The organism is Winogradskyella sp. SM1960 (assembly GCF_020179375.1).
Taxonomy (GTDB): Bacteria; Bacteroidota; Bacteroidia; order Flavobacteriales; family Flavobacteriaceae; genus Winogradskyella; species Winogradskyella marina.
The window spans coordinates 336,762-361,408 of sequence record NZ_JAICBG010000001.1 but is presented as its reverse complement, the minus strand read 5'-3'; the positions used below and the strand labels follow the sequence as shown (position 1 = coordinate 361,408).

Genomic DNA, 24,647 nt, shown 5'->3' with positions numbered 1-24,647 from the left:
TCAGTACTTTTATCTCCATATAAAAACAACTAAAAATATGAAGAAATTATCCCTTACAATTATTGCCTTTATTATTTCATTTTCGTCTGTTATGGCTAATGAAGGTATGTGGTTTCTAATGCATATAGAGCGTTTAAATCATCGCGATATGCAAAAAATGGGTTTACAATTAACTCCTGAAGAAATCTATAGTATTAACAATCAAAGTTTAAAAGATGCTATTGTGCAATTCAATGGAGGCTGTACCGCTAGTATCGTTTCAGATAGTGGTTTAGTTCTAACAAATCACCATTGTGGTTATAGTGCTATTGCAGAATTATCTACTGCAGAACAAAACCATTTAAAAAATGGATTTTGGGCAGGTTCTAAAGCAGAAGAATTAAAGCCAGAAAGCTTATACGTTCGCTTTTTTGTGCGTATGGACGATGTGTCTAAACGTATGTTGGCGCAAGTTAATGACAGTATGAGCGAAAAAGAACGTGAAGCAGCATTGAACAAAGAGATTGCTAAAATAGAACAAGAAAATAGCGAAGGTGGAAAATACACGGTTTCTGTGCGTTCGTTTTACCAAGGTAATGAGTTTTACTACTTTGTTTACGAAGACTATAAAGATGTGCGTTTGGTAGGAACACCTCCAGAAAACGTAGGTAAATTTGGTGGTGACACTGATAACTGGGAATGGCCAAGACATACTGGTGATTTTTCATTATTCAGAGTGTATGCGGATGCTGAAGGGCAACCAGCCGAATATTCTGCAGATAATGTGCCTTTAAATGCAAAATACCATTTACCTGTTAATATTGATGGAGTAGAGGAAGACGACTTTGCTATGATTTTAGGATATCCTGGTCGTACTAACCGATGGATGCCAGCACAAGGTGTTGAGCAAAACGTAAAATTTGCATATCCTGCTTGGGTTGAAGGTTCAAAATTAAGTATGGATGTGATGAAAAAATACATGGATGCAGACGAGTCTGTTAACCTTATGTATGCATCTGGTTATGCAGGTATTGCTAACTATTGGAAGAATAGAGCTGGAATGATTGACGCTTTAACGGAGCATAAAACTGTAGAGAAGAAGAGTAAAACTGAAGCTAAATTTGATAAGTGGGCGAATAAAAAAGCTAACAAAGCGATGTACGGTGATGTGATTAAAAACATCAATAATTATTATAGCTTAACGAATGAAAAAGCGAGACAAACCAACTATTTATTAGGTATTTTACGTTCTAGTAAATTTGCTGTTTTACCGTATAGAGTAGGATCGGCATTAAAACAATATGTTGGTGCTAGTGAAGCTGAACGTAAAAATCTTTTACCACGATTAGAGGCTTATATAGAAAGCAACTATGAAGATTATCACTTACCTTTAGAGAAAGAAATTCTAGCAAAACAATTAGGCTTGTTGGCTTCAAAATCTAACTATTCCTTACCAGAACTAGTTGCAGAGGTAGGAGAAAAAAATGACAATGACTTTACAGCCTATACCAATGCTATTTTTGATTTGAGTTTATTTTCTTCAAAAGAAGGTGCTTTAGCGTTTTTACAATATCCTGATGAAGCGATTCTTGAGAATGATCCTATGTTTAAATTATCGAATCAATTATTGGATAAGTATAGAGAACAACCAGAATCTTTAGAGCAGCCAACAAATGATTTTGAGGCGTCTTTTAGATTATTAGTAAAAGGCTTACGTGAATCTGGATTGAGTGATATTCAATATCCTGATGCGAATTCTACCTTACGATTATCTTATGGAAAAGTGAGAGCTTTACCAGCCGATAAACGCAACGATGCTAAAGTGAATAATTATACCACTTTTCAAGGTATGATTAATAAGTACAAACCTAATGATAGTGAGTTTGATTTAGACCAAAGCATGTTAGATAGTTTTGAAAAGAAAGATTATGGTCGTTATGCGAATGAACGTGGCGAATTATCTGTAAACTTCTTAACCGACAATGATATTACAGGTGGAAATTCGGGATCTCCAGTGGTTAACGGCAATGGAGAATTGATTGGTTTAGCGTTTGATGGTAACATTGAAGCCATGGCTGGTGATGTTATTTTCGATAAAGATTTACAACGTACTATCAATGTAGATATTAGATATGTATTGTGGTTAATTGATAAGTACTCTAATGCAAAGCATATTGTTGATGAGTTAACAATTGTTACCAAGTAGTTATTCTTAAAACTAGTGCTACTAAAAAAAGCGACCTGAAATTCAGGTCGCTTTTTTTTTGCACTATAATAAACGGTGTTGTGGTGCTTAAGAGGTTTTATCGATTTTCATTTCGTGCTTTCAACTTGTGCTTAAACGATAAAAGAAGATGCCTATTTCTTAAGAAACTTAACCGTATCGTAAGCTCCTATAGTTAGGAAATAGGTGCCTTTCGTTAAATTGCTAATGTCAAGAGGAGTTTGATTGTTAGATTTTCCTCTCAATACTAATTTTCCTGAAATGTCATAAATTGAATATTCAAATGCCTCTAAATTACCATTGACTTGAATAAAATCTGCAGATGGGTTAGGGTACACGTTAATGTTTAGAGTCGGTGTTTCAATGTGGACTACACTAAGCGTTTCATTTCTCGCTTGAATATTATCAATGTCTAATACGGCATCAATAGGATCTCCTTCCCAGTTTGGTGTGTCGTTATGAAGCATTCGAAATTCTCTAACATCGTCAAACGTACTATTGTACCCAAGACCAGAGGTTGTGATGTTCGTTAATGAATTTTCGTCAATAGGAAATACAATAGTTTGCCAGCCTTGTCCTGGGATGACCGCTATAGGATTGGTAGAACTAAACCTTCTACTGGTTGAAAAGCCTTCAAAAGCCAATCTTAAAAGAATAATTGATGAGCCCGAATTCCTTACATCCATAGAAATATAAGTCACGCCAGCAGCATTATAATCTCCTTGCCATTGCGCATTATTGAAGGTAACTAATTTAGAATCTGAACCGCTACCACCATTAGATTGTACCCTTAAGAAGTTATCATCACTTCCGTTAGGTCCATCGGTTAAAATGTTTTGGTTTGGTACGGTGGAGTTGCTTCCTTTGGTCCAGTTTTCAGTGGTTACACCTTCAAAATCATCAATAAGACTTAAAGCTATTTTGGGTTCGCCTGTATCAGCTAAGCCCATATCGTCATTTCTCGCTGTAATATTGTCAATGTCCAATATGGCTTCAATAGGATCTCCCTCCCAACTTGGTGCATCGTTATGAAGCACTCGAAATTCTCTAACATCGTCAAACGTACTATTGTACCCAAGACCAGAGGTTGTGATATTGGTTAATGAATTTTCGTCAATAGGAAATACAATTGTTTGCCAGCCTTGTCCTGGAATAACCGCTATCGGATTGGTAGAACTATATCTTCTACTGGTTGAAAAGCCTTCGAATGCTAATCGTAAATAAAGGGTTTCAGAACCCGAATTTCTCACATCCATAGCAATATAAGTCACGCCTGCAGCATTATAATCTCCTTGCCACTGTGCATTATTGAAGGTAACTAATTTAGAATCTGAACCGCTTCCACCATTAGATTGTATCCTTAAGAAGTTATCATCACTTCCGTTAGGTCCATCGGTTAAAATGTTTTGGTTTGGTACGGTGGAGTTGTTTCCTTTGGTCCAGTTTTCAGTGGTTACACCTTCAAAATCATCAATAAGACTTAAAGCTATTTTGGGTTCACCTGTATCAGCTAAGCCCATATCGTCATTTCTCGCTGTAATATTGTCGATGTCCAATATGGCTTCAATAGGATCTCCCTCCCAACTTGGTGCATCGTTATGAAGTATTCGAAATTCTCTAACATCGTCAAACGTACTATTGTACCCAAGACCAGAGGTTGTGATGTTGGTTAAAGAACTGGCGTCAATAGGAAATACAATAGTTTGCCAGCCTTGTCCTGGGATAACCGCTATAGGATTGGTAGAACTAAATCTTCTACTGGTTGAAAAGCCTTCAAAAGCTAATCGTAAAAAAAGGGTTTCTGAACCCGAATTTCTAACATCCATAGAAATATAAGTCACGCCAGCAGCATTATAATCTCCTTGCCATTGGGCATTATTGAAGGTTACTAATTTAGAATCAGAACCGTTACCACCATTAGAGTGTACTCTTAAAAATTTATCATCAGTTCCGTTAGGTCCGTCGGTTAAAATGTTTTGGTTTGGTATTGTTGAATTGTTTCCTTTAGTCCAGTTTTTAGTGGTGTAATCTTCAAAATCATCTGTTTGATTAAGGGTTATTTGAGATAAAGCAAATAAGGGTAAAAGTAACAGTGTAATACATGTAAAGAATTTCATTTTGTAATAAGTTTATGATTGATAGAGTTGGTTGGCTTTGCCTATGCTTGGTGCTCGGCGCAGCTTGTTTCAGCGCCTAATTTAATAAATTGAACTTTAATATACCCTGTGCGTTATGAACTAAAAATGTAAAATTCGTGAGTGGTTTTGTAAGTGGTTGACGTTTAGGTATTATTTTTATAAGGCGATGCTATTTTTTTTGTAGTACTTTGTAGTGCATCGCATGTGTTTAGTTTATAATTCCTTTTGAAGATACACCAGCTACAAATGCTCAAATGCTCAAATGATTACTACTCTGAGTTTTAAATTCTAACTACATATATGTCCGTGTATAGTTGTCAGAATTTCTAAATCTGTAACTTTCTTGTTTGATCGTTCAATTTCGTATTTGCTACGGTTTTTGTCAAATTGTTTCAAACATGTTTATATATGGTCTCTTGCAGGTTTGAAGCAACTAATTTAGGTGCTAAATACCGTATAGAAAATTCATGAGAATTTTTGGAAGTAGACTATAACTAGCAATGAATTATACACGCTTAAATTTGCAATAGTTTTTTAAAAGCAAGCATTAAGTTTTTCATCGATTTGCTGCATCAAAGCCCAAATATATATATGATAATCTTTCATATGAAAATCGCCCTCGGTAAAGATAATAGGGCTTTGTAAATTTTCTAATTCGTTAGGTCGTTGGTCCGAAATGTTTGGGGTGTAATTTACAGCCAAGCCTATTCTATGATTAGATTCTCTTTTTAATCGCGCCGTATACATATCATCAAAAGCTACAAAATTTGCGCCATTACTAAAATTATACTGAATACCTGGTGTGATATAACGCATTGGATTATTTTGCGAATTAAAAATTAAATTATCATGAAAAAACGTATCACTATTCAGATCAGTTGTACGATATACCAATCCGCTATTTACTAAAGTTTCACTAAACGAGGGAAAGGTTGTAATCGGTTCTGGAATGGTCTGGTCATTTTCATAACTTCTCCAGTAATGAACACAACCACACTCATTGGTGGTAGTACAGAGTCCTATGTTTTCCCACCAACCACCTAATGTTGAGTTGTCTAACCCATAAACGTAGCCCATGCCGCCTAATGCAGCAGTTACTAATTTTTCTCGTAGTTCTGGATTAGTGTCAAAGAGGTCTCTCACTAACATGGCTAAAAGAAACGACCCTTGAGAATGTCCTGCAAGAATAATCTTATTACCATTATTATGGTTGTCTAAGTAATTTTGAAAAGATGCTCTTATATCGGAATAGGCTTCCAATAAACCTGTTGCTCTTTCTTCTTCTGTATGAGAAGCACTTAGGAAAGATGCAGGTGTAGCTTGCCTATATTTTGGTGCATAAAAGCGACCATATTTTGCCAATAATGCTCCTTGAGCTAAAATGGTTAGACCAATATAACTTGTGTCTTGATTATCAATAGCTACTGTGCTTGGAATTAGTGGTGGATTATCAAGATGTGTTGGATGTACCCAAAATACATCAATACCTGTATTTGTGGTGGCATTATTATTAATCTCAATGGTAGAACTTAGGCTTAAACTTTCATCAATCACTGCAATATCTAAATCATAAGATTCTAAAAAATTTAAAGGTTGATTGGGATGAAAATACCAATGATTCACTGTGCTATAGTCCGTTGTTGAAATAGGAATGTCTATAACATTAGAGTCAGGTTCTTGTTCTTCTTGAACAGTAGAACAAGAAAATAAGAAAAGTAGAACTATAAATAACCCGAAGCATTTTATTATTTTCATGCTTTTTTGACTATTGTAATCTTAAAAGGTTTAATAGGTATTTCGAATTATTTTTAAGTATAATTTTGTGTTTGTTGCGTTACGTTATTGAATAGAGCTTTAGTTTAGCTGCATTACAGGCCACTGTTTTATATATGAAAAACAGCAGATTTTAAGCCCTATATTTTCAATGTAATAACGTCTTGTAACAATTCGTTTTTTAATTGTTTAATAGGTGGAATCGCTGTTTCTGATATACGTTTTTAGCTATAGTATTTTTACTGGTTTCTTAGTATCGTCAATCGCCACAAATGTAAATTCTCCGGATACTGCTTTTTCTCGGAAATCGGTGTACATTTCCTCTACGAAAATATCTACTCTCACTTTTAAACTCGTATGTCCTACGTGGGTAACATATCCATCAAGTTCCACAATAGTTCCTGCAGGAATAGGCTTTTTAAAGTCAATTTTATCACTACTAACAGTAACCATTTGTTGTCGACTAAACCTTGTTGCTGTTATAAATGCCGTTTCGTCCATTAATTGCATTGCTGTACCTCCGAAAAGGGTGTCGTAATGGTTCGTTGTATTAGGAAAAACCGCTTTAAAGATTTTCGACCTTGATTTTTTTATTTTTTGCTCTACGTCCATTAAACTACTTGTTTTTCTAATGCTATAAAATGCGTTGTTTCTTTGTGGTAAAGTGGTATAATCTTTACCTCACATTTGTAAATTGATTTGTCTTTTCGGTGATTGACTATGACTTCCTTGAACGGTTTGTTAAGTTCAATTTTAGACTTAATCTTTGCTTTAGTTCTTAATGAGGTTTTCTCGCCTTGTAAAAACCTCGGTGTTTTGTTTAGAGCAAATGATTTTGAATAACCAGTCATAGACGTAAAACCATCATTTACCCATATTATTTTCTGATTTATATCAGTAATAATCAAGGCTTCGTAATCATTTTCAGCAAAAGCAATTTCAAGGTCATTTTGCCAATTAAATTGTTTTGCAAAAGAAAGAACTTTTTCCAATTCAATTTTCTTTTTGGCTTCAGTCATTCGTTTATGATAACCATCCCTATAAATATCCCAACTCAATAATGGCATCGATTTTGATTTTCGAGTACCAATTTTATGTTTGATTTTGTCGTATTCCTCATTGGTCAGATTTGATAAGTAAATATCCAAAGAGTTCATTGCAGCAAGATCATGTTTCATAATATCGTTTTTTTATATTGTAGCCAATGTATTTGTGTATGATTAGTGACGTGTTTAAACCCGCAATTTAGCACACTTGTTTGCGCAACAGGTAGGTAAAAACCGACTAGAAAATCGGGATTCGTAAGCCAGTCCTGAACGTAGTCGAAGGGTAGGCGAGGATTAGCAAGAAATTATATATGCTGTTAGCCACTGGTTTAATTTAATTCCGTTGAGGTATCATCTATGTATTTTTTAATAATATCGAGTAAAAGATCTATCTGTTGAAGATGCGTTCTAAATTGAACAATGGCTATTCGTATCCAAAAGACATTATTTATGTTCGTAGATGATAGAAATATACGTCCATCAGTTTGAATGGCTTCAATTAACTCTCTGTTGAATACGTTTGAATCTCCATCTTTAGGAACGTACCTAAAAATAGCCACAGAAAGTTCTGGTTCTGGGCCTACTTCAAACCCAGGTAATTTTTGTATTTCATCATAAAAATATGTTGTGAGGTTTAGTTTTTCTTCTAATGCTGCTCTAAAAGGTTTTAAGCCAAATAATTTTAAGGGTAGCCACATTCTCATCCCTCGAAAGTGCTTTGTTTGTTCGGCAGATATATCTGCAGGTGAAATTTCATCTTCTTTACCAACAGTATCTTGCATATAGTCCGCTAGACAGTGATAGGCTTTTAATAAATTCTCTTTGTCTTTTATGAGTACAGCACCTGTTCCATAAGGAAGAAAAAGTGTTTTGTGCGGATCTAGAGTTATGGAATCCGCTTCTGTTATGCCTTTAAATTTTGAATCTAATTTTTTAACTAATTTAAAGAAACCACCATAAGCTCCATCGACATGAAACCATAGTTTGTGTTTTTTAGCGATCTCTGCAATGGCTTCTAGAGGATCAATTGTTCCTGTATTGGTGGTACCAAATGAAGCATTGATATAGAAAGGAATCAACCCCTTTTCTTTGTCTTCAATAATGGCTTTTTCTAAATGTTCTGCGGACAGCTTTAGGTTGTCGTCTAAAGGTATATATCTTAATTGCGCTTCAGATAATCCTGAAATTCGGATGGCTTTTAATATAGAATGATGTGCTTGTTTTGTAAGATAAATTACGGATTTTTCAAAATCTCGAGCTTTAAGGTTATAAGCTTCACGTGCTGTTACTAAGGCCATTAAGTTAGCAATGGATCCACCTGAAGTTAAATTCCCAAAGGCAGTAGTAGGATAACCCATAAGGCGACACATCCATTTAATAATCATATTTTCTAAACGAACGGCTCCTGGTGCAGCATAAAATACTCCAGCATAACGATTGCTAATGGCTGCCATATAATCTCCAAGCGCAGAAGGGTAAAGTCCACCACCAGGAATGTAACCCATGTGTCCGCCAGAGGCAGGATTTATACCTACGCCGTCAATATTTTTTGTTGTACTATCTAATAATGAGGTTAATTCAACTGCTTGCTCTTCAATATCTAAATTATAGATAGCCTTTCCATTTTCTTTAGACTGAATAAAAGCTTTTGAAGTGTCTAAGTTGTTTATGAATGTATTGGAATACTCTAAAACCTCAGCGTTCCATTGTTCTCTTATGCTTTCTTTAGGGTCTAAAAGACGTGATAATTTCTCTAACTCTTTAATCGTATTAATCATGGTTAAATAATAGTTGTGAATGTTATTATAAACTTGCGGCTAACTCGTAATATCATATATTTTCATAAGTCCTATCCATAAATTTATCAGGATATAACAAAGGTTTCTTATCATAAAAATTATGAGAAACGAAGTTAATTATATTTATTGATATAGCGAGATGTAATTGTACGTATAAATCCCTAAATCACAGGCCAAGTTAAAACCTTTTATGCTATATAACGTTCGTTAAGCTGTAATGTTGTGAAATACAATATCTTATATATTGAAAAGCACAAGGCTTGCGTTCAGTAGTTTTTAAACTGATATTAAGAAAATTATTATCGGAATAAACTATCAGCGTCCCGATTGCTAGGGATTCGTAGGTAGGCTTGCACTAGCAATGAACTATACACGTTAATAGCTTAGATTTTTTTTCAGTTCGTCTTTATCTATTAATATTAAAATACCTCCAATTACAAATCCACTTATTAATCCGCCAAAATGAGCTGCATTATCAATTCCTCCTAAAAACCCGAATAGCAGACTTACTCCAGCATAAAGTCCCAACAACATCCAAGTCATTCCACGCATATAGTCTGGATAAATCTTGAAAACGGTAAAAGCTAAAATCAGTCCATAAAGTCCAAAAATTGCTCCAGATGCTCCAACGCTAACTGTATTTTCGTGCCAATAAATACTCGCTAAACTTGCTAGTGTTCCGCAACCAATGTAGATAATTATAAGTTTTAAAGAACCTAGAGCCTTTTCCAACAAACTACTGCCAAGTCCAAGTCCGATTAAATTCATAAACAAGTGTAAGAGTCCACCGTGAATAAATAAAGAAGAAAATAATCTCCAATATTCTCCATTCATAACTTCAAATCGTCTATTTCCTCCAATTTCGAGTAATTCTCTTGGTGTAGGAGAAACGATGTTAAGTCCGTTAAAGGTCATAATTAGGAATACAATAATATTTAGAAGTAATAAAATTGCTGTAGCTTTATTTTCGCCTATTGGATTTAAAAGGCTTATCAGATCTTTTAAATGATCTTCTTTTAGTGGTTTATTTTTCTTAAAATCGTTTAATTCCTTTTCGTCAATTTTAGGAATTACTACCATTACTAAAAGGGCTAGTGCTCCGATACCAAAAGACCCAAAAATCCAGGAAAACGAATTACCAAGTCTTTCTTCAAAAACATCTTTTTTAGGTACAAGTATTATTTGTTCCTTTTCGTTTAGATTAGCGTTTCTTTTTTGTATTGCTTCTATAAATCCATCTCTGTCGTCTGAATATCCTAGTCGTTCAAAATATTCTACATCGTGAAAATTATATGTTTTAAATTCTTGTTCTGATGTATTTAAAAAAGTTCTGTATTCTGATTTTTTTCTTTGTTCATTAATACGATTACTTAAATTCTTTTTATACTCAACTCCATACCAAATAGAACTCGTTTCCTTAAAAGGACAGGCGAGATATAAGTAAAAGTTTAGATTATCATTATTTCGACCAGAAGTTCTCGCAGTTACATATGGAAGGCTTGAGTTATGGTCAATATCAAATGAGTTTATTTTAAAATATTTTTCGTTTTTTAATTCTTTAACTTTTGATATTGAAGGTATTTCGTTTAAGTCAAAAGAATTTTTCTCAATGTAGTGTTGACTTATTATTAATGGCACAGCGATTGCTACGGCCATAGCAAATTGATATGCAAAATAGCCGTTATCTGTTTTGCCTCTAACATTTAAAATTCTAATTCTTCTTCGTAACCAAATAAGTATTGGAATGCAAGGAAGAGCGAAAGGAATCCAAAAATTCAATAGGTTTTCCTTTAAGGGTAGAATTCCGAGTTTGATATCTAAAGTCCAACGAAATATATTGTAAAAAAGAATTGTTCCTATCGAAACTATTAAAAATGGAACATATACGTCTTTAATTTTTGTTTTTATAGTGTTCAATAATGAGATGTTGGTTTTAAATGCAAGCTAACATTTTTGTATATGGTTTGTTGTGTGGTTGTGTAACGTTTTTTATTTAGTACCATCTTATTTGATATGGATACTTTGCATAAGTCACATTGTCTTCGTTTATTGTGTTTCCATTTCGACCATTAATCTCTCCTAATTTCTGTAATTCGTGTGCCTCTGCTGTTTTTCCAATTCGTCTTAAACAATCCGATTTGAAAATTTGGACTTCTGAAAAGTTAGGGTAAATTTCTAAAGCCTTGTCGAAAATTTCAATTGCTCCTAAATAAACTTTTTGCTCATATTTACTAATACCATAATAAAACAAGTCTAAATGGTGAAGCCAATCTTTGCCTTTATCTTTTAGTTGGTATTCGTAATCTTGTTTAAAAATCTGTTCCGCTTTTTCAAATTCATTTAATTGTAAGTAGGAAAGCCCAATGTAAAAGTCATAGGAATGGTCCATAACATAGCTATATCCAAACCTTTTTTTGCAATCTTTAAAATCTGTAATCGCATCTCTATACGTTTTAGCAAAAATACATTTTATGAATGCTCGATAATCTTGCCAACCTTGTCTGTCGTATTTTACAGCCTTATCAATAAAGTCCATTCCAACCTCATATTTTCCTTGTTTGAACATTGGCATTGCCTTTTGTTGCCATAAATATGCGATAGTGCTATCTTTTGCAAGTCCTTTGTCAATTTCTTCTTGCTATTCTCTTGAAAATAGTTCGTGTTTCCACGCTCCGTTTTTCAGATGTTCATTTATTATTTCTTTCTGCTTTTCTTTCTGCGGACTTAATGCTATCACTTTATTTTTTGCTAAATCTTTGTCAGATGTATCAGATTGGCCACAAGAAGACATTGTAGCAAATAATAAAATGGTCAATATTTTGATGTCACTTATCAATTTTTGGTCAAATGTTGCCTAGCGGATTAGCGTATGATATCATGGCGTGGTTATGCCCTAAAGTTTTCAATTATAGAAGACACATCTTCTATCTTTTTCCATTCAGTAGGTCTTTCAAAGTCCTGTCCTGACTTTAGAACTTTCGCATTTGGATAATTATCTCGAATGTTTTCCCAAGTCGTATCGCTCCATTTGTCGTTATCCATCTCAATGAGTTTTACATTCTTTAAGGGACCAGAAACAGCTTTACCAATCAATGGCCACCACAAGCTTTCTGTTTCTCTATCCCAAAGTACAAATCCATCTAACCCATTCCATACGTCTTTATCATAGTAGGTATATCCACTTAATGCAAATGTTAGTTCTTTATTTCCATAATTTCGCTCATAAATAGCACCTAAATCAGCCAATATACAATAAGCCGCCATTATAGGTTTACCATCCAGAACGTCGTTAACAACTTCGTGTCTAGTAAGGTCTTTAACAGAGTAAGCTTTAATCTCATTACCAGATTGTGCTAGCAAAAATCTTGTACTGTCTGCCCAAACTTGGTTAGCTTCTGTGACAGAAATAAATTCTGGTTTTAATAAGGCTGGAAATTTTTCACGACCAATTCCATAATGAAACTGTTCATCTTTAAGTAAATAGTCACTTATGTCGAAATGTTGATTTTCCAATTCTCCACCATACAACATTTTCTTTCCGTCAACTTCAAAAAATTTACCATCTTCTAAAGCAACAGGTCGTTTCTTTTTTACAATTTCTTTTTTGTCTACTGATTTAACGTCTTCTTTTTTTGACTGCTCTTTACATCCTATAAAAAGAATCGTCAGACATAGAAAAATGATTTTTTTCATTATTGTTTGTTTAATGTTCGCTAACGCTCTTGTATATGGTTAGTTACGTGGTTAGGCAACTAAGTTAGCAAACTTTTACGAACCTAATGAAATTTCGGCATTATGTTTCGTGGTTTTCAGCATCTATTTTAGAGACTTCTAGTTAAACGGCTAATAGTGCTAATCCAATTTTCTTAAAATGTGCTTGAATACTTTCTACTTTTTCAGCTTTAATATCGAAATAATAATGCTCGTATTCATATCTTATGTTTTCCGCACCAAAATTTACTATCATTTTACGATGTATTGTTTTTAATTTTTTGGAGGTTTTAAATTTGTACCTTTTCATTCTATCGTTTGTTCTTTCAGTTTTATTTTCTCAGTATATTTATTTTCAGCATTCTGCTTAGATATTATGGCCTAGGTGTTTCTTTGGTTTGTCATAAATTATACACGCTGTTGAATCCTGTTATTTAATTCCAAATTTCATTCGATTCTGTTAAAATGACAGGATATTTATCAGTTACCAGTATCGTTTGTTCGTGTTGAGTTACATAGCCACCTTTATTGCCTACTAAAGTCCAACCGTCATTTAATTCTACAGCAACAGTTGAATTTGTTGAAATAAAAGTTTCTATTGCTACTGTGGTGTTTTTTTTGAATCGTTCTCTGTTACTTTTAACTCTGTAGTTTAAAATATTTTCAGGCTCTTCGTGTAAACTTCTTCCGACTCCGTGGCCAGCCAAATTTTTAATAACTTTAAACCCTGACTTTTTAGCTTCAGTTTCTATTAAATATCCAATTTCAGAAATTTTCACTCCGCCTTTTATATTGTTTATAGCTTTACGTAGAATGTTTTTAGAAGCATCTACAAGCGGTTGGTGATTATAAATGTCTTTTCCAAGAACAAAAGAGCCACCATTGTCAGACCAAAAACCGTTAAGTTCCGCAGAGACATCAATATTAATTAAATCTCCTTCTTTCAAAATCTTTTTATTTGATGGTATTCCGTGTGCTGCTTCTTTGTTTATACTTATACAAGAATAACCAGGAAATCCATAGGTTTCATAAGGTGCAGATTTAGCACCATAACTCTTTAAAATTTCACCTCCATATTCATCTAATTCTTTAGTAGACATTCCAACTTTAGCATATTCCCTCATTAATTTTAGTGTAGTTCCAACAACTTCACTAATTTTTTTCATTCCGATTAATTCAGATTCTTTTGTTATTGACATTTCGTAATTTTTATTAATCTTTTATTTTCATTAGTTGACTATACAATTCATCTAAAAATCTTTGTTGATTTTTATCTTCCTTAAAGTACCTTTGATTATTTACACCGCAAGATTCGATATCCAGAATGTTTTTTTTGTTAAAAGACCAATCATTTGTGTTCTCTACAGTTATTCCCAAATTATCATTACAACGTAACCATAAATTAGAAAATTGTGTTTTTTTAGTATTATTCAGCTTATCGAAATCGGCATTAACAGAAAACCCTTTCATTTTTGAGTTATAAAATTTATGAATAGAAGTTATCGGTACTCCTCCCCAATCTATTGTAACTCCTTTCTTAAAAGAAATATCAGTAACATTGTCTTCATTTAGTAATTTTTCTTGCTCGTATTTCTCCCAAAAAAAACGTTTTTTATATGTAATCTTCGTTCCTTTTGGTAAAGGTATATTTTTAATAGTTATGGATTCAGTAGTTATAAAATAAGGACTTTCATCTGGCTTATTGAGGACCCACATTGAACCAAGTGCATTCATATAAGCATAAATAGAACCAATCAATAAAAGTAGAATAATACTAATTATGATAACTAATTTTTTTCTTTCCATTCTTGTAATGCGTTCCAATTCTTATATTACAGGCAAAATGTCTGTGTACGGTTAGTTGCGTGGTTTAGGCAACTAAGTTAGTAAACTTTTACGAACTCGTTAAAATTCCGAAGGAATTTTTGTAAGTAGGGAAGACTCTAGCAAATTAATTAAATGCGGTGTTGTGCGTAGTTTTAGTCCTTATTTAAAATTCTCCACGTATTATCTGTTTCTTTTAAACCATTTAGAATACCACTAAAATGACCTTTTCCGTAAATTATTGCAATTTTTACTTTTGCTTCTTTTGCAACTTCATTAACAACAATTTGATTCCTAAATTCAACAACTGTGTCATCGTATTTTTTTTTATCTTTAAGCTTGTTTTCACAAGTTGATTCTTGAAATATAGAGGTTTCAAAGTCACAAGGTTCTAAATGTATAACTTCATACTTTTCTTCATAGTAATTTACCATATCTTTTAAGGTCGTATCTACGTTACGACTATTTAAAGAATCAAGACCTAATTCTTTATTAGAAGGTTGATTGACTAACTCTTTTTTTAGTTTAAATTTAAACTTCTTTTTTAATAATGAATCTATTGAACCAGTATAGCCATTTTCTGAAAATGGGATATTTCTCAATTTTCTAACCTTCCTTAAAATTGTGTCTTCTTTTTTATGAGCAATTACATTTTCATAATAGAAATAGTACCCTTTTTGGTTTAAGGAATCAATTTTATATTTAATATCTTCATAAAGGTTTTTTGTTCCGACATGGATCATTGGAAAAAATATAACCTCTTTAGAATCACTTTTTAATTTTATTAATTCAATTTTTTCATCGTATGCACCATATTTTTTTAGTGCCGTATTAAAAATTATGCCTTTACAGCTAATGCAAGTAATTAATAAAAATAAAAGTGAAATTTTTTTCATGAAGATTGGTTTTTATTTGCGTACAAGGTGTTTGTATATGGTTTGTTGCGTGGCTTAAGTACCTAATTTAGCAAATAAAAACCGATAGAAAATCCATTAGAATTTTGTGAGTAGGCTAGAACCAGCATTAAATTATATACAATGTAACCACCAGTTATTTTATCAGTTTAATAATATTCGGATATAAATTTTCCGTATGTCCTTTGTTCGTTTTAATAGCAAAAGTTATCGGTAATATGATATTCAAAGCATAAAGTGCGATAAATATATAAAATAGAATTTCATAAGTTCCGTAATGCATTAGTTTAAATAGAGCAAAAGTCGTTATAGAAATAAAAGTCAAAACTGACCAAACTATCTGAAAATTTAAAAGATTTGCTCCAATCTCTTTTAGTCCAATTATCTTATCTTTTTTGTTCATCCATAAAATGAGAGGAACAATTATGTTTCCAACTGGTATTGCCAAAAATACTATTACTGAAAGATGAAAAACTATTAAATAATTTTTATCCGTTTGTTTTCCGTAATCTAAAATATCTTCTGTATTTATGTTTAGAGCTTCGCAAATCAAATTCAAGGTTTTTCCACGTGGTTCACTTTCATTGTTTTCAATTCGTTGAATTGTCCTTAAATTCACTTTAGCAGATTCAGCCAATTCTTCTTGAGAAAGTCCTTTTTTCTTTCTTACTTCTCTAATTTTATTTCCGATTTCGTTCATAATTAATTTTGATTTATTGTTTGGACAAAACTACTTATGAATCTATCATTTTGATAACGGTTTGTTTGCGACATTTGTACGACATTCTTGTCAATATGTTGATTTTGTTGGGTTTTTCTAATTCGTGGCAGCGTTTATGTATGTTTAGTTGTGTGGTTTAGCAACTAATATAAGCAAGCTCAAACAAGCCATTAATTACACACGTTCTACGCAGTTTTTATTCGTGTTAATTTTTAATTTCAGTTGTTAATTCAGTCGGATTATATTCAAAAGTTCCATTTCCGCTTGGGCAGCAATTCGCATCTTCTTCTGACCAAGCAAAATATTCTCCAATAATTGTTTTTCCAAGCCCTTTATAATGAATATATATTTTGGAAACATCATTAATCTTAATTTTTGCTAATTCAGTTTTTATTCCGTTTTCGATTGTTTGAGTGATGTTTTTATTCGTAAGGAATTGACCATCATTTGAATAAACTAACATTCCAAAATCGGAACCAGTTCCGCTTCCACCAACACAATTCTTGGCAGGAAAATAAAAAAGCCCATCTCTAATTCCATCAGAATTAAAATCAGATTCACTTGATTGAAATTCTTGCAGTCCAAAATATGCTTTTGGGTTTTCTTCTTGCCACTTCTGCCAATCATTATCCTCTCTACAAGGATTTCCGACTTCGCCACTTGCGACTAGTTCTTTTTTCCATTTTTCGGTTTCAATTTTAAATTCAAATGTCTTTTGTTGTGCGTTACAACTGTAGGTCATAAGTCCAATTGCAAGAATTGGGAAAATAGTTTTTTTCATAAAATTTGTTTAATTTTTCTAGTTTGTTGTTTTGCCAATTTCGTAGAGCGGTCTCGTGTATCCGTCAGTTACGGGTTTAAAGTTACTGTTTTTCGGTTAATCACAGGCTTTAGCAATTCCGCGCGGATTTGACTATGTCTGAATCCACGCGGAATTGTGCTTATACATTGTTGGCTGTAATGTTTTTTCAATCCCATATTTTTGGTCTTTCAATTTTCATTGCTCTTAAATACGACAAAAATTGTCCTGCGTGAACTGATTCGTGATATCCAATCCGCAATAAATATGTTCCAAGTATTTTCTTTTCTCCGTTCCCAGGATGAATGATTTCGGTTTCGTTTAATTCCGTATCCGAAAATTGCCTTACACGTTCTATAAATGTTTTTCTATACGGTTCGGCAAATTCAAGTTCATCAGTAAGGTTAATGAATGGTCGATTTTCCCAAGGTGTTTTATAATTCGTCATATCACCTTGATTAATAATAAGGTTCCATCCATAATCAGCCTCCAAAACGTGTCTTATCATGTCTGACGCACTCATTGCTTTTTCGTCAGGTTTCCAATTATAATATTTCTCAGGTAGTCCATTCCAAAGTTTTATACTTCTTCTCCTTATTTCTTTAAAATTTAAAATTATAAATTCAGATTGGGTCATTTTCTTTGTATCGTGTTTCAAACAACTTATTTAGTAAATAATTACCGACTAAGAAAGACCGCGAGGACTTTCGTAAGCTAGCTAAAACTAGCAATTAATTTTATACGGTGTTATTTGCAGGCTTTACTTCATGGATTTTAATATATAGTTAGGTATCATTTCGTTTGGCGGTGTACTTTTACCATGCAATTGATAAGAATTATAGTTTCCACCTGTAAATACTGTAATCATATCGAGTTCAGGCCAAATGTTGATTTTTTGTCCGCCATTTCCCGAAGCTAAATATGAGTTATATGTTTTTCCGTCAATTATAAAATATTTATGTTCCCACAGATAACCGTAATCTCCTTTGTCCATATTAAATGTTTTATCAATCCAACTTTTTGATATTATTTGATTGCCTTTCCATTTACCACCATCTTTAAATAATTTTGCTAATTTAATTAAGTCTCTTGATGTAAAATACGTTTGACTAAAATCGTCTTTACTCGTTTGATTTGGTTCGAAAGTCCATTTGTAATTTGAAATATTTAAAGGTTCAAAAAGATTTTCTTTTGCAAAATCCTCAATTTTCTTATCTGTTGCTATTTCTATTAAACTGCCTAAAGTCAAAGCACATCCTGTACAATAAGATGATGATTTACCAGATTCTTCAATCATTGGTAAATTGAGCGTGTATTTTACCCAATCTTTACTTTGCATCATTTTTAATTCATTTCCTTTACTTGCAGGATTATTGTTTTCACAATCCATTCCGTGGCGATACATTAAGAAATTTTCTATTGTAATTTCTTTTTTTCTTTTGTCTAAATTGGTAATTTCTGAATATTTAGAATTAAAATAGGGTAATAGTTCATCTTTTTCGCTTTTTATAAATCCTTGGTCAACCGCTATGCCGAGAATTCCGCCAATGAGTGGTTTTGTGGCAGACCTTAATTGATGTGGTGTATTTTTATCATAACCGTAAAAATATTACTCAAGTACTAATGTGTTGTTTTTATAAATCAAGATGCTATGGACATCGGGAAAATTACCTTTAATGGTTTCTTTGACCATATCGACTATAAGTTTGGGGTTTTTAAATTCATCGTCCAAATTGCCCGTTAAAAGTCCATCATCAGTTTCTATCGGTTGCTTATACACGTAATTTTCTGGATTATCGAAAAGTTCTTTTCTCGGAAACATATTCGATTTATCAATAGCTCTTGTAAGTAATTTAAATTCATGACCGTCAGTCTTATAGTTTATTACTTTATTTGAGTTATCCCTTTCAAAAATTACAGAACTTCCTTGCATATCTATAAAACTATCCAAAGCAATAAATTTTAAAGGATATTTTGCATTATCTATAACAGCATAAAGCGTGGTGTCCATCGCCGAAACTTTAAGTTCTAATGTCGTATTATCAACATACTCGTATTTGCCTTCATAATCTAAAAGACTTTGGTATTCCGATTTCTCTTTCGTTACCGAACAACCAATAAATAAAGGAATTAATAAAAGTAAATATTTCATTTAAATTCTGTTTTTGGATAAGCAAGATTGTTTTTTTGCTTGCACATACCGGGTTTGTGTATGTCTAGTTGCATGTGTTAAACACTAAAGTAAGAAAATAAATGACAGCTATAAAGTACATAAGGACTTTCGTAAATTGGTTATAACTAGCAATTAATTTTATGCGTTGTTGGCAAGCGTTATTTCTCCGTATGTTTAAATCAGAAATTACTATTTGTTCAGTTGCCCTAATTTTTCAACTTTTTTCAACCATTTAGCTCTAAACTCTTCGGTAGAAAGCCGTATAGGTCCAATGGCTGTAATTCGCACTTTTTTTACACCAATATAATGCAATGTTCCTTTTTTCATTGCATTGTGGCTAGGGCTTTTATAAACAAATTTGTAAAACCAAGTTGGTTGATCCATTGTGCAAATTATTCTGGCAGATTTACCTGTTAGGCACTTATCCGAAAGCAATGCGTTTTCTCTTTTTTTAAAAGCAAACCCAGGAAGTAAAACTCGGTCTAAAAAACCTTTCATAATTGCAGGAACTGAACTCCACCAAACAGGATATACCCAAACTATATGGTCTGCCCATTTTAATTTATCTTGTGCATCTAGTAAATCTGGTTCTAGTTCAGTCCGTTTTCTATATCCAAATTCTAGGTTTGGATTGAAGTTCAATTCTCGGATATTAATTTCTTTTATTTCAGCATTTGATTTTTTTGCTCCTATTTTATAGGCTTCTGAAAGTGCAAAACTGAAACTTTCCTTGTCAGGATGTCCGTTTATAATGAGTATTTTCTTCATCTACTTAGAGATATTTTTTGATTTTTGATTCAAATTGTGTTCCTGATAAAGTTTCTGTATTGAGGAATTTATAGAGTATGAAAGTAGCAGGAACGGTCAAAAAGAAGCTACAAATTGCAAAAGTGGTAATGCTACAAAGCACAGCTAAGATTTGTGAGCTAAGTTCTCCCAAGTAATTTTGTGCGATAAAAAAAAGATAGATGGCTTCTGAATAGTCATAAAAGCGAACGGTGGTTTCGTAGATAAGCCAAGTAGGATAAAACCATTTTCTAATAGGTTCCCACCATTTTCCCCAAATTGACTTTAGTTGTTTGTTGTTTTCTTCCATTTTTAAACTTTTTTACAAAGTTTATTTTAATGGAAGATGTATCATTTGATATAAATCAAATTCGTTTTTTTGGATTTCTTATTCTGCTTAATGTTTCAAGTGTAATTCCTAAATATGATGCAATGTGCGTAAGAGGTATTCTTTGGGTTATATTTGGATAAATATTTAAAAGGTGTTTATATCGTTCTTCTGCCTTGTTGAACTGAATTGTGTATAATCTTTCACAGAGTCCCAACATAGTTTGAGTCACAACTTTACTGATAAAACGTTCAAAATCGTGGTGCTTTTTTGAAAGGCAATCCACTGTATCTTTTGAAAATTCAAGGACAACGGAATCTTCAATAAATTCAACATAATGAGGACTTGGCTCTTCGCTGAAAAAACTGATAATTGCAGCCATTATTTCATTTTCAAAAGTGAACCAGTCAGAAATGTCCTTTCCGTCTTTTAAATAATATGCTCTTGAACAACCTTTTACAATTAAGTAGGCTTTTTTAGAAAATTGTCCCTCACGAACTACAATCTCACCCTTTTTATAACTTACAATTTTTGAATTCGCAATTAACTCTTGTTGACATTCATTGGTAATAGGATAATATGTTTCTCCAATTTTATTTAAGATATTTTCAATGTTCATTCTTTATTGACTGAAATTTTACGCTTTAGTACAGAGGTTCGTTTTAATGTTTGCCAACGTTTATGTATAAGAAAAGTTGCGGTTTTGTGTGCGAGGATTTTCGGAAATAAAATCAGACGTAACAAAAGAGCAACGATCTTTGTTTAAGCCTAAAATAGCAATTATTTTAATACTGTGTTGGGTACAGTTATTTTTATCGGTTTAATATTTTCATATGGTTCTTTTTCGTTCGCAAATTGTAAATTGTCAAAAGCGATTGCAGATTTACCTTTTTCTATTTCAGTATTAATTAAATTTTCCAAAAACTCAATTCCCATTGCGTCAACTCCATAATAATCTAAAAGGATAGAATCGTTTTTTTCAAAACAGGCTTTAATGATTAGTGCTTTTTTGTTTTTGAAGCTCAAATATTCAAATTTCTCATTTAAACTAATTCCGATTTCTTCTGCGATTCTTCTTGCTGTAAGTTTGTCAATCTGCATTTTATTAATCAGATATTTATTTACAGTCAAAGGGTTTAAAAATTCCGTAACAGTATTTTGTCGGTAGTTTTTTGCCCAAGGAAAATCAGTTTTTTGATTTTGGAACCGTTTTATCAATTCGATAGTTAAGTCAAAACCTAATGGTAAGTTTTCAAGATTGAAATTCGGAATATAAATTCGGATTAGATTTCCGCTTTTTAATTCAAATTCAGGCACAGAAATTCCGTTTATCTCAAACTCTTCGTTATGAAAAATACTGTTCGTCATAATTGTACTCAACGGTCTCGTATAACCGTCAGTTACGGGTTAATATGCGTTAATTTTCGGTTTAGCACAGACGTTAGCAATTCCGAGTGGATTCGGACGTAGTCGAATCCGCCGTAATTGCGGTTATACATTGTTGTGAGCAGTACTTTATTCACAATATTCAGTCAGTTTTATGCTTTTTAATGCTTTAAAAAATTCAGTTTGCGTTGAGTCAGATAGATTGTTTCCATAAAAACTCAAACTTGTTTTGTTAGAATTCGGTCTACCGTTTTTTAAGTTGTCAATGTAAATTCCGCTTGCTCCAAATCCTTTATTTTTTGGCTTTATAAATTTAGCTACAAAGCAGTCAATACTGTCCAATTTGTATTCGTACTTAAAGTAATCTTTTGCGTCATATTCAGCGGTTAGAAAGTCCTCGATAACTAAATGCTTTACATTTTCTAATTGCTTTTTTTGCTTGTCGCTAAATTCTGCATATTCAGATTGCTCAAATACCAACACCTCTGGGTTTTTAGTCAAATCAGGTGAGTACCAACCTAAATCAAAAATCAGCGTGTCGTTTTTGTCTGTTATCAATCCGCTAACATAGCTGTCAATTCCTTTTATTTCATATTCCGACCAACTTTTGGGAACTGTTATTTCAAACGCTCCGTAGTCAATCGTTTTGTTTTCCGACTTATCACACGATAAAATCAGAAGTAAAATAAGTATCGATAGCGTTTTTCTCATATTGCTCACAACGTGTATTATAACAGCTAAACACATCGTTACCCAATTACATTCTCGGGATAAGGTTTGTTTTTACGCTATTATATATCGTAAATCTAACAAAAAGAAATCAATTTTTTCTACGATAAGTAACCTAGCAGCCACAAAAAAACCACCAAGTTGTCACATGGTGGTTTTTTTAAGTTTCTAATATTTTTATTAAGATTCGGTATTTACGACACCAAGTGTATAGAGTTGTTCCATAGTTGGTGACACGCTTCCTCCTTCGGGTTCTAAAGTGATACCAAAGGCTTGGCTTTCATTAGTGTTGGCAATGGTAAAGATTTTATTATCGTCGGTATTAAAATCGTCTATTGTTCCTAAGCTTGTTGGTGTTAACGGATTTAGTGTAAGCGACCAAACTTGCCACACTTTTCCTTCTGGTGCACTTGGTAATCCTTCACCATCGACATAAATGGTATTATCTGCTTTGTTCCAATATACTTTAGCATAGCTAGTAGCAAACTCTCCTTGGCCACCAAGTGGTACGGCAATAATTTCTCTATCTCTAATAACATCTAATAGGTTTTTAGTGGCTGCCAAATCGGTTCTGGCATCTTCTATTTGTGTTTCGAGATATTGGTTTTCTATGTCAGCCGTTTGCAATTCTTGTTCAAGGTCTGAGTTCTGGTTTAATGTCCAAACTAAACCAGCTGCCAACAAGATAGATGCAGCCCAACCTGTATAACTGATCCAATTAGTCTTTCTTGGTTGTAGTTCTACCACTTTAGAGTCTTCGGCATTTAACCTTGCCTTAATAGACGCATAGCCTTTTGCTCTTGGAGATGCTGCTGCGGTTAATTTAACCACAGCGCTTTCTATTGCTTTAACTTCTTGTAACAACTCAGGGTGTTGTTTTAAGCGTTGATAGATCTCTTCATTTTCTGTTTCAGGAAGTTTTCCGGCTACATATAGCTCTAAAATACCTGATTCTATGTAAGCGTTTATATCCATATTACAATACCATATCTCTTAATTGTTGAATACAATTTCGGTTTCTTGTTTTAATAGTACCTAATGGCATTTGTAATTCTTCCGAAGCTTCCTTTTGTGTGAATCCTTTAAAATACAGGAGTTCTATCACGGCTTTACATTTTTCGCCTAATTGCGTTACAAAGGTTTTAATACCAATGGCATCCGTACTGTTATCTAAATTATCATGGCTGGCTATAATATCTACGAAATAATCCGTATTCAGGTTTTTTCGAGATTGTTTAAATGCCTTAGATCGTGTTTTATCAATCGCTGCATTCCTAGCAATGTTAAGAATCCATGTAAAAAATCGCCCTTTTTTTGAAGAGTAAGTATCGGCCTTATGCCACGCTTTTATAAAAACATCTTGCATTAGCTCGTCTGCAATAGCCGTATCTTTAACGATATTGTAAACGACACCATGTATGCTTTTGTGGTACATCCCATAAAGCTTTTCAAAAGCTACATGGTTTTTATCTTGAAACTGTTTTACCAGTAATTCTAATTCCATTTATTCGCGATTTTACTTAGAATATTTCGCAGAAATGGGGAAGAAAATCGCCGCAATTGTTCTAACAATGTAATTGATGTAATATGTTTTAGGAGTTATTCAATAATACCTGCACAACCGATACGTGCACCAGCAGCTCCTGTAGGCTGCGTTTTTAAATCATCTTCACCTATATGTACAATAATGGCTTTACCTAAAATATCTTTGGTTTCATCTCCACAACCAATACACCATTCATCTGTAGTTTTGGTTATAGTTGCGCGACCGTTAGCATTAGCTTCCAAGTTTCCAATGTCTCCTTTGTGATAGCCAGCTTCATCTCCCCAAGCACCATGTGGTTGACCTGTAGGATTCCAGTGACCTCCAGAAGATGTACCATCATCAGCAGAACAATCTGCTTTTTCATGAATATGAATAGCGTGTTTACCTTCTTCTAAACCGGTAACTGTACCAACCATAGTTACCATTCCGTTTTTATCAGAAAAGTTAACTGTGCCTTCAACGTTACTTCCACTCTTTGGTGATAAGGTTATTGATAGTTTTTTTGGTGTCGTTTCAACTTCTTCGATGTCTTCGACTTCGGTTTCAATTACCGTTTCATTTTCTTTTTTTGTGTCCTTACATGCTGTGGCTGCAGATAATACAATAAAAGAAAATATAATTAATTTTAAATTTTTCATAATATACTTTATTAAATTATTTAATGCTGTTAAAAATTCTTCTAACGGATGGTTTATTAATCATCACTAATTGAACTTGGTTCAATGCTAATTTTTAAAATTACGTTAGATAGAAATGATTATCAATCAATGC

General features: G+C 33.0%; 26 protein-coding genes and 1 pseudogene. 1 reads left to right on the top strand and 26 read right to left on the bottom strand.

What is annotated here, in order from left to right; all coding sequences use genetic code 11:
• Positions 1-37 precede the first annotated feature (37 nt).
• Positions 38-2,185: a S46 family peptidase gene (locus K1X16_RS01685; RefSeq protein ID WP_225034803.1), complete on the top strand. Its 2,148-nt coding sequence runs from the start codon at positions 38-40 to the stop codon at positions 2,183-2,185.
• A 152-nt stretch (positions 2,186-2,337) separates the two neighbouring features.
• Here K1X16_RS01685 and K1X16_RS01680 read toward each other — a convergent pair whose 3' ends face one another.
• From K1X16_RS01680 to K1X16_RS01560, 26 genes and pseudogenes are all read right to left on the bottom strand, one after another.
• Entirely contained in the window at positions 2,338-4,320 is a 1,983-nt protein-coding gene (locus K1X16_RS01680; RefSeq protein WP_225034802.1) for a T9SS type A sorting domain-containing protein, read from the bottom strand.
• 555 nt (positions 4,321-4,875) lie between these two features.
• The gene (locus K1X16_RS01675) at positions 4,876-6,096 is read right to left on the bottom strand and encodes a DUF3089 domain-containing protein (protein WP_225034801.1); all 1,221 of its coding nucleotides are present in this window, start codon (positions 6,094-6,096) and stop codon (positions 4,876-4,878) included.
• 246 nt (positions 6,097-6,342) lie between these two features.
• On the bottom strand, positions 6,343-6,726 hold the full coding sequence (locus K1X16_RS01670; RefSeq protein ID WP_225034800.1) for an acyl-CoA thioesterase: 384 nt from the start codon (positions 6,724-6,726) through the stop codon (positions 6,343-6,345).
• On the bottom strand, positions 6,726-7,292 hold the full coding sequence (locus tag K1X16_RS01665) for a PAS domain-containing protein (RefSeq protein ID WP_195870672.1): 567 nt from the start codon (positions 7,290-7,292) through the stop codon (positions 6,726-6,728). Before K1X16_RS01665 ends, K1X16_RS01670 begins: the two co-directional genes overlap by 1 nt.
• A gap of 197 nt (positions 7,293-7,489) precedes the next feature.
• Entirely contained in the window at positions 7,490-8,938 is a 1,449-nt protein-coding gene (locus K1X16_RS01660) for a pyridoxal phosphate-dependent decarboxylase family protein (protein ID WP_225034799.1), read from the bottom strand.
• Positions 8,939-9,334: 396 nt separating this feature from the next.
• Positions 9,335-10,876: a rhomboid family intramembrane serine protease gene (locus K1X16_RS01655; RefSeq protein ID WP_225034798.1), complete on the bottom strand. Its 1,542-nt coding sequence runs from the start codon at positions 10,874-10,876 to the stop codon at positions 9,335-9,337.
• A gap of 76 nt (positions 10,877-10,952) precedes the next feature.
• Positions 10,953-11,525: a tetratricopeptide repeat protein gene (locus K1X16_RS01650; RefSeq protein WP_225034797.1), complete on the bottom strand. Its 573-nt coding sequence runs from the start codon at positions 11,523-11,525 to the stop codon at positions 10,953-10,955.
• 72 nt (positions 11,526-11,597) lie between these two features.
• Complete coding sequence (locus K1X16_RS01645; protein WP_225034796.1) at positions 11,598-11,795, bottom strand: hypothetical protein; 198 nt, start codon at positions 11,793-11,795, stop codon at positions 11,598-11,600.
• A gap of 50 nt (positions 11,796-11,845) precedes the next feature.
• A complete protein-coding gene (locus K1X16_RS01640) occupies positions 11,846-12,652 on the bottom strand; it encodes a DUF3179 domain-containing (seleno)protein (protein ID WP_225034795.1) in 807 nt (268 codons plus the stop codon).
• A gap of 142 nt (positions 12,653-12,794) precedes the next feature.
• The gene (locus K1X16_RS17970) at positions 12,795-12,926 is read right to left on the bottom strand and encodes a hypothetical protein (protein WP_262897289.1); all 132 of its coding nucleotides are present in this window, start codon (positions 12,924-12,926) and stop codon (positions 12,795-12,797) included.
• A gap of 178 nt (positions 12,927-13,104) precedes the next feature.
• Entirely contained in the window at positions 13,105-13,869 is a 765-nt protein-coding gene (gene map / locus K1X16_RS01635) for a type I methionyl aminopeptidase (RefSeq protein WP_195870668.1), read from the bottom strand.
• 13 nt (positions 13,870-13,882) lie between these two features.
• The gene (locus tag K1X16_RS01630; RefSeq protein WP_225034794.1) at positions 13,883-14,476 is read right to left on the bottom strand and encodes a hypothetical protein; all 594 of its coding nucleotides are present in this window, start codon (positions 14,474-14,476) and stop codon (positions 13,883-13,885) included.
• Positions 14,477-14,649: 173 nt separating this feature from the next.
• On the bottom strand, positions 14,650-15,390 hold the full coding sequence (locus tag K1X16_RS01625; protein WP_225034793.1) for a hypothetical protein: 741 nt from the start codon (positions 15,388-15,390) through the stop codon (positions 14,650-14,652).
• 154 nt (positions 15,391-15,544) lie between these two features.
• The gene (locus tag K1X16_RS01620) at positions 15,545-16,108 is read right to left on the bottom strand and encodes a helix-turn-helix domain-containing protein (protein ID WP_225034792.1); all 564 of its coding nucleotides are present in this window, start codon (positions 16,106-16,108) and stop codon (positions 15,545-15,547) included.
• Positions 16,109-16,334: 226 nt separating this feature from the next.
• The gene (locus K1X16_RS01615; RefSeq protein ID WP_225034791.1) at positions 16,335-16,910 is read right to left on the bottom strand and encodes a hypothetical protein; all 576 of its coding nucleotides are present in this window, start codon (positions 16,908-16,910) and stop codon (positions 16,335-16,337) included.
• 187 nt (positions 16,911-17,097) lie between these two features.
• Positions 17,098-17,586, bottom strand: a complete 489-nt coding sequence (locus K1X16_RS01610; RefSeq protein ID WP_225034790.1) for a DinB family protein — start codon at positions 17,584-17,586, stop codon at positions 17,098-17,100.
• A 102-nt stretch (positions 17,587-17,688) separates the two neighbouring features.
• A pseudogene (locus K1X16_RS01605) lies at positions 17,689-18,513 on the bottom strand (serine hydrolase domain-containing protein); the annotation flags it as partial.
• A 24-nt stretch (positions 18,514-18,537) separates the two neighbouring features.
• Positions 18,538-19,080: a hypothetical protein gene (locus tag K1X16_RS01600; protein ID WP_225034789.1), complete on the bottom strand. Its 543-nt coding sequence runs from the start codon at positions 19,078-19,080 to the stop codon at positions 18,538-18,540.
• Positions 19,081-19,290: 210 nt separating this feature from the next.
• Positions 19,291-19,869 carry an NAD(P)H-dependent oxidoreductase gene (locus tag K1X16_RS01595; protein ID WP_225034788.1) on the bottom strand — a complete coding sequence of 193 codons (579 nt, stop codon included), beginning with the start codon at positions 19,867-19,869 and terminating at the stop codon, positions 19,291-19,293.
• A 4-nt stretch (positions 19,870-19,873) separates the two neighbouring features.
• Positions 19,874-20,197, bottom strand: a complete 324-nt coding sequence (locus K1X16_RS01590) for a hypothetical protein (protein WP_225034787.1) — start codon at positions 20,195-20,197, stop codon at positions 19,874-19,876.
• Positions 20,198-20,252: 55 nt separating this feature from the next.
• A complete protein-coding gene (locus K1X16_RS01585) occupies positions 20,253-20,834 on the bottom strand; it encodes a Crp/Fnr family transcriptional regulator (protein WP_225034786.1) in 582 nt (193 codons plus the stop codon).
• 161 nt (positions 20,835-20,995) lie between these two features.
• Complete coding sequence (locus tag K1X16_RS01580; RefSeq protein WP_195870660.1) at positions 20,996-21,583, bottom strand: hypothetical protein; 588 nt, start codon at positions 21,581-21,583, stop codon at positions 20,996-20,998.
• Between the two features lie 147 nt (positions 21,584-21,730).
• Positions 21,731-22,312: a hypothetical protein gene (locus K1X16_RS01575; RefSeq protein WP_195870659.1), complete on the bottom strand. Its 582-nt coding sequence runs from the start codon at positions 22,310-22,312 to the stop codon at positions 21,731-21,733.
• Between the two features lie 198 nt (positions 22,313-22,510).
• Entirely contained in the window at positions 22,511-23,305 is a 795-nt protein-coding gene (locus K1X16_RS01570) for an anti-sigma factor domain-containing protein (RefSeq protein ID WP_225034785.1), read from the bottom strand.
• A 1-nt stretch (position 23,306) separates the two neighbouring features.
• Positions 23,307-23,834 (bottom strand): RNA polymerase sigma factor, encoded by a 528-nt coding sequence (locus K1X16_RS01565; RefSeq protein ID WP_195870657.1) that lies wholly within the window; start codon positions 23,832-23,834, stop codon positions 23,307-23,309.
• 95 nt (positions 23,835-23,929) lie between these two features.
• The gene (locus K1X16_RS01560) at positions 23,930-24,514 is read right to left on the bottom strand and encodes a superoxide dismutase family protein (protein WP_225034784.1); all 585 of its coding nucleotides are present in this window, start codon (positions 24,512-24,514) and stop codon (positions 23,930-23,932) included.
• Positions 24,515-24,647 lie beyond the last annotated feature (133 nt).

What these genes read in the sequence shown, in the direction of transcription:
- K1X16_RS01640 (WP_225034795.1), bottom strand. Translation starts at nt 12,652, where the DNA reads ATGAAAAAAATCATTTTTCTATGTCTGACGATTCTTTTTATAGGATGT.
- K1X16_RS01615 (WP_225034791.1), bottom strand. Translation starts at nt 16,910, where the DNA reads ATGAAAAAAACTATTTTCCCAATTCTTGCAATTGGACTTATGACCTAC.
- K1X16_RS17970 (WP_262897289.1), bottom strand. Translation starts at nt 12,926, where the DNA reads ATGATAGTAAATTTTGGTGCGGAAAACATAAGATATGAATACGAGCAT.
- K1X16_RS01675 (WP_225034801.1), bottom strand. Translation starts at nt 6,096, where the DNA reads ATGAAAATAATAAAATGCTTCGGGTTATTTATAGTTCTACTTTTCTTA.
- K1X16_RS01595 (WP_225034788.1), bottom strand. Translation starts at nt 19,869, where the DNA reads ATGAAGAAAATACTCATTATAAACGGACATCCTGACAAGGAAAGTTTC.
- K1X16_RS01580 (WP_195870660.1), bottom strand. Translation starts at nt 21,583, where the DNA reads ATGACGAACAGTATTTTTCATAACGAAGAGTTTGAGATAAACGGAATT.
- K1X16_RS01560 (WP_225034784.1), bottom strand. Translation starts at nt 24,514, where the DNA reads ATGAAAAATTTAAAATTAATTATATTTTCTTTTATTGTATTATCTGCA.
- map (WP_195870668.1), bottom strand. Translation starts at nt 13,869, where the DNA reads ATGTCAATAACAAAAGAATCTGAATTAATCGGAATGAAAAAAATTAGT.
- K1X16_RS01585 (WP_225034786.1), bottom strand. Translation starts at nt 20,834, where the DNA reads ATGAACATTGAAAATATCTTAAATAAAATTGGAGAAACATATTATCCT.
- K1X16_RS01670 (WP_225034800.1), bottom strand. Translation starts at nt 6,726, where the DNA reads ATGGACGTAGAGCAAAAAATAAAAAAATCAAGGTCGAAAATCTTTAAA.
- K1X16_RS01685 (WP_225034803.1), top strand. Translation starts at nt 38, where the DNA reads ATGAAGAAATTATCCCTTACAATTATTGCCTTTATTATTTCATTTTCG.
- K1X16_RS01600 (WP_225034789.1), bottom strand. Translation starts at nt 19,080, where the DNA reads ATGAAATATTTACTTTTATTAATTCCTTTATTTATTGGTTGTTCGGTA.
- K1X16_RS01570 (WP_225034785.1), bottom strand. Translation starts at nt 23,305, where the DNA reads ATGGATATAAACGCTTACATAGAATCAGGTATTTTAGAGCTATATGTA.
- K1X16_RS01630 (WP_225034794.1), bottom strand. Translation starts at nt 14,476, where the DNA reads ATGGAAAGAAAAAAATTAGTTATCATAATTAGTATTATTCTACTTTTA.
- K1X16_RS01565 (WP_195870657.1), bottom strand. Translation starts at nt 23,834, where the DNA reads ATGGAATTAGAATTACTGGTAAAACAGTTTCAAGATAAAAACCATGTA.
- K1X16_RS01660 (WP_225034799.1), bottom strand. Translation starts at nt 8,938, where the DNA reads ATGATTAATACGATTAAAGAGTTAGAGAAATTATCACGTCTTTTAGAC.
- K1X16_RS01680 (WP_225034802.1), bottom strand. Translation starts at nt 4,320, where the DNA reads ATGAAATTCTTTACATGTATTACACTGTTACTTTTACCCTTATTTGCT.
- K1X16_RS01590 (WP_225034787.1), bottom strand. Translation starts at nt 20,197, where the DNA reads ATGGAAGAAAACAACAAACAACTAAAGTCAATTTGGGGAAAATGGTGG.
- K1X16_RS01620 (WP_225034792.1), bottom strand. Translation starts at nt 16,108, where the DNA reads ATGAACGAAATCGGAAATAAAATTAGAGAAGTAAGAAAGAAAAAAGGA.
- K1X16_RS01650 (WP_225034797.1), bottom strand. Translation starts at nt 11,525, where the DNA reads ATGTTCAAACAAGGAAAATATGAGGTTGGAATGGACTTTATTGATAAG.
- K1X16_RS01625 (WP_225034793.1), bottom strand. Translation starts at nt 15,390, where the DNA reads ATGAAAAAAATTTCACTTTTATTTTTATTAATTACTTGCATTAGCTGT.
- K1X16_RS01575 (WP_195870659.1), bottom strand. Translation starts at nt 22,312, where the DNA reads ATGAGAAAAACGCTATCGATACTTATTTTACTTCTGATTTTATCGTGT.
- K1X16_RS01665 (WP_195870672.1), bottom strand. Translation starts at nt 7,292, where the DNA reads ATGAAACATGATCTTGCTGCAATGAACTCTTTGGATATTTACTTATCA.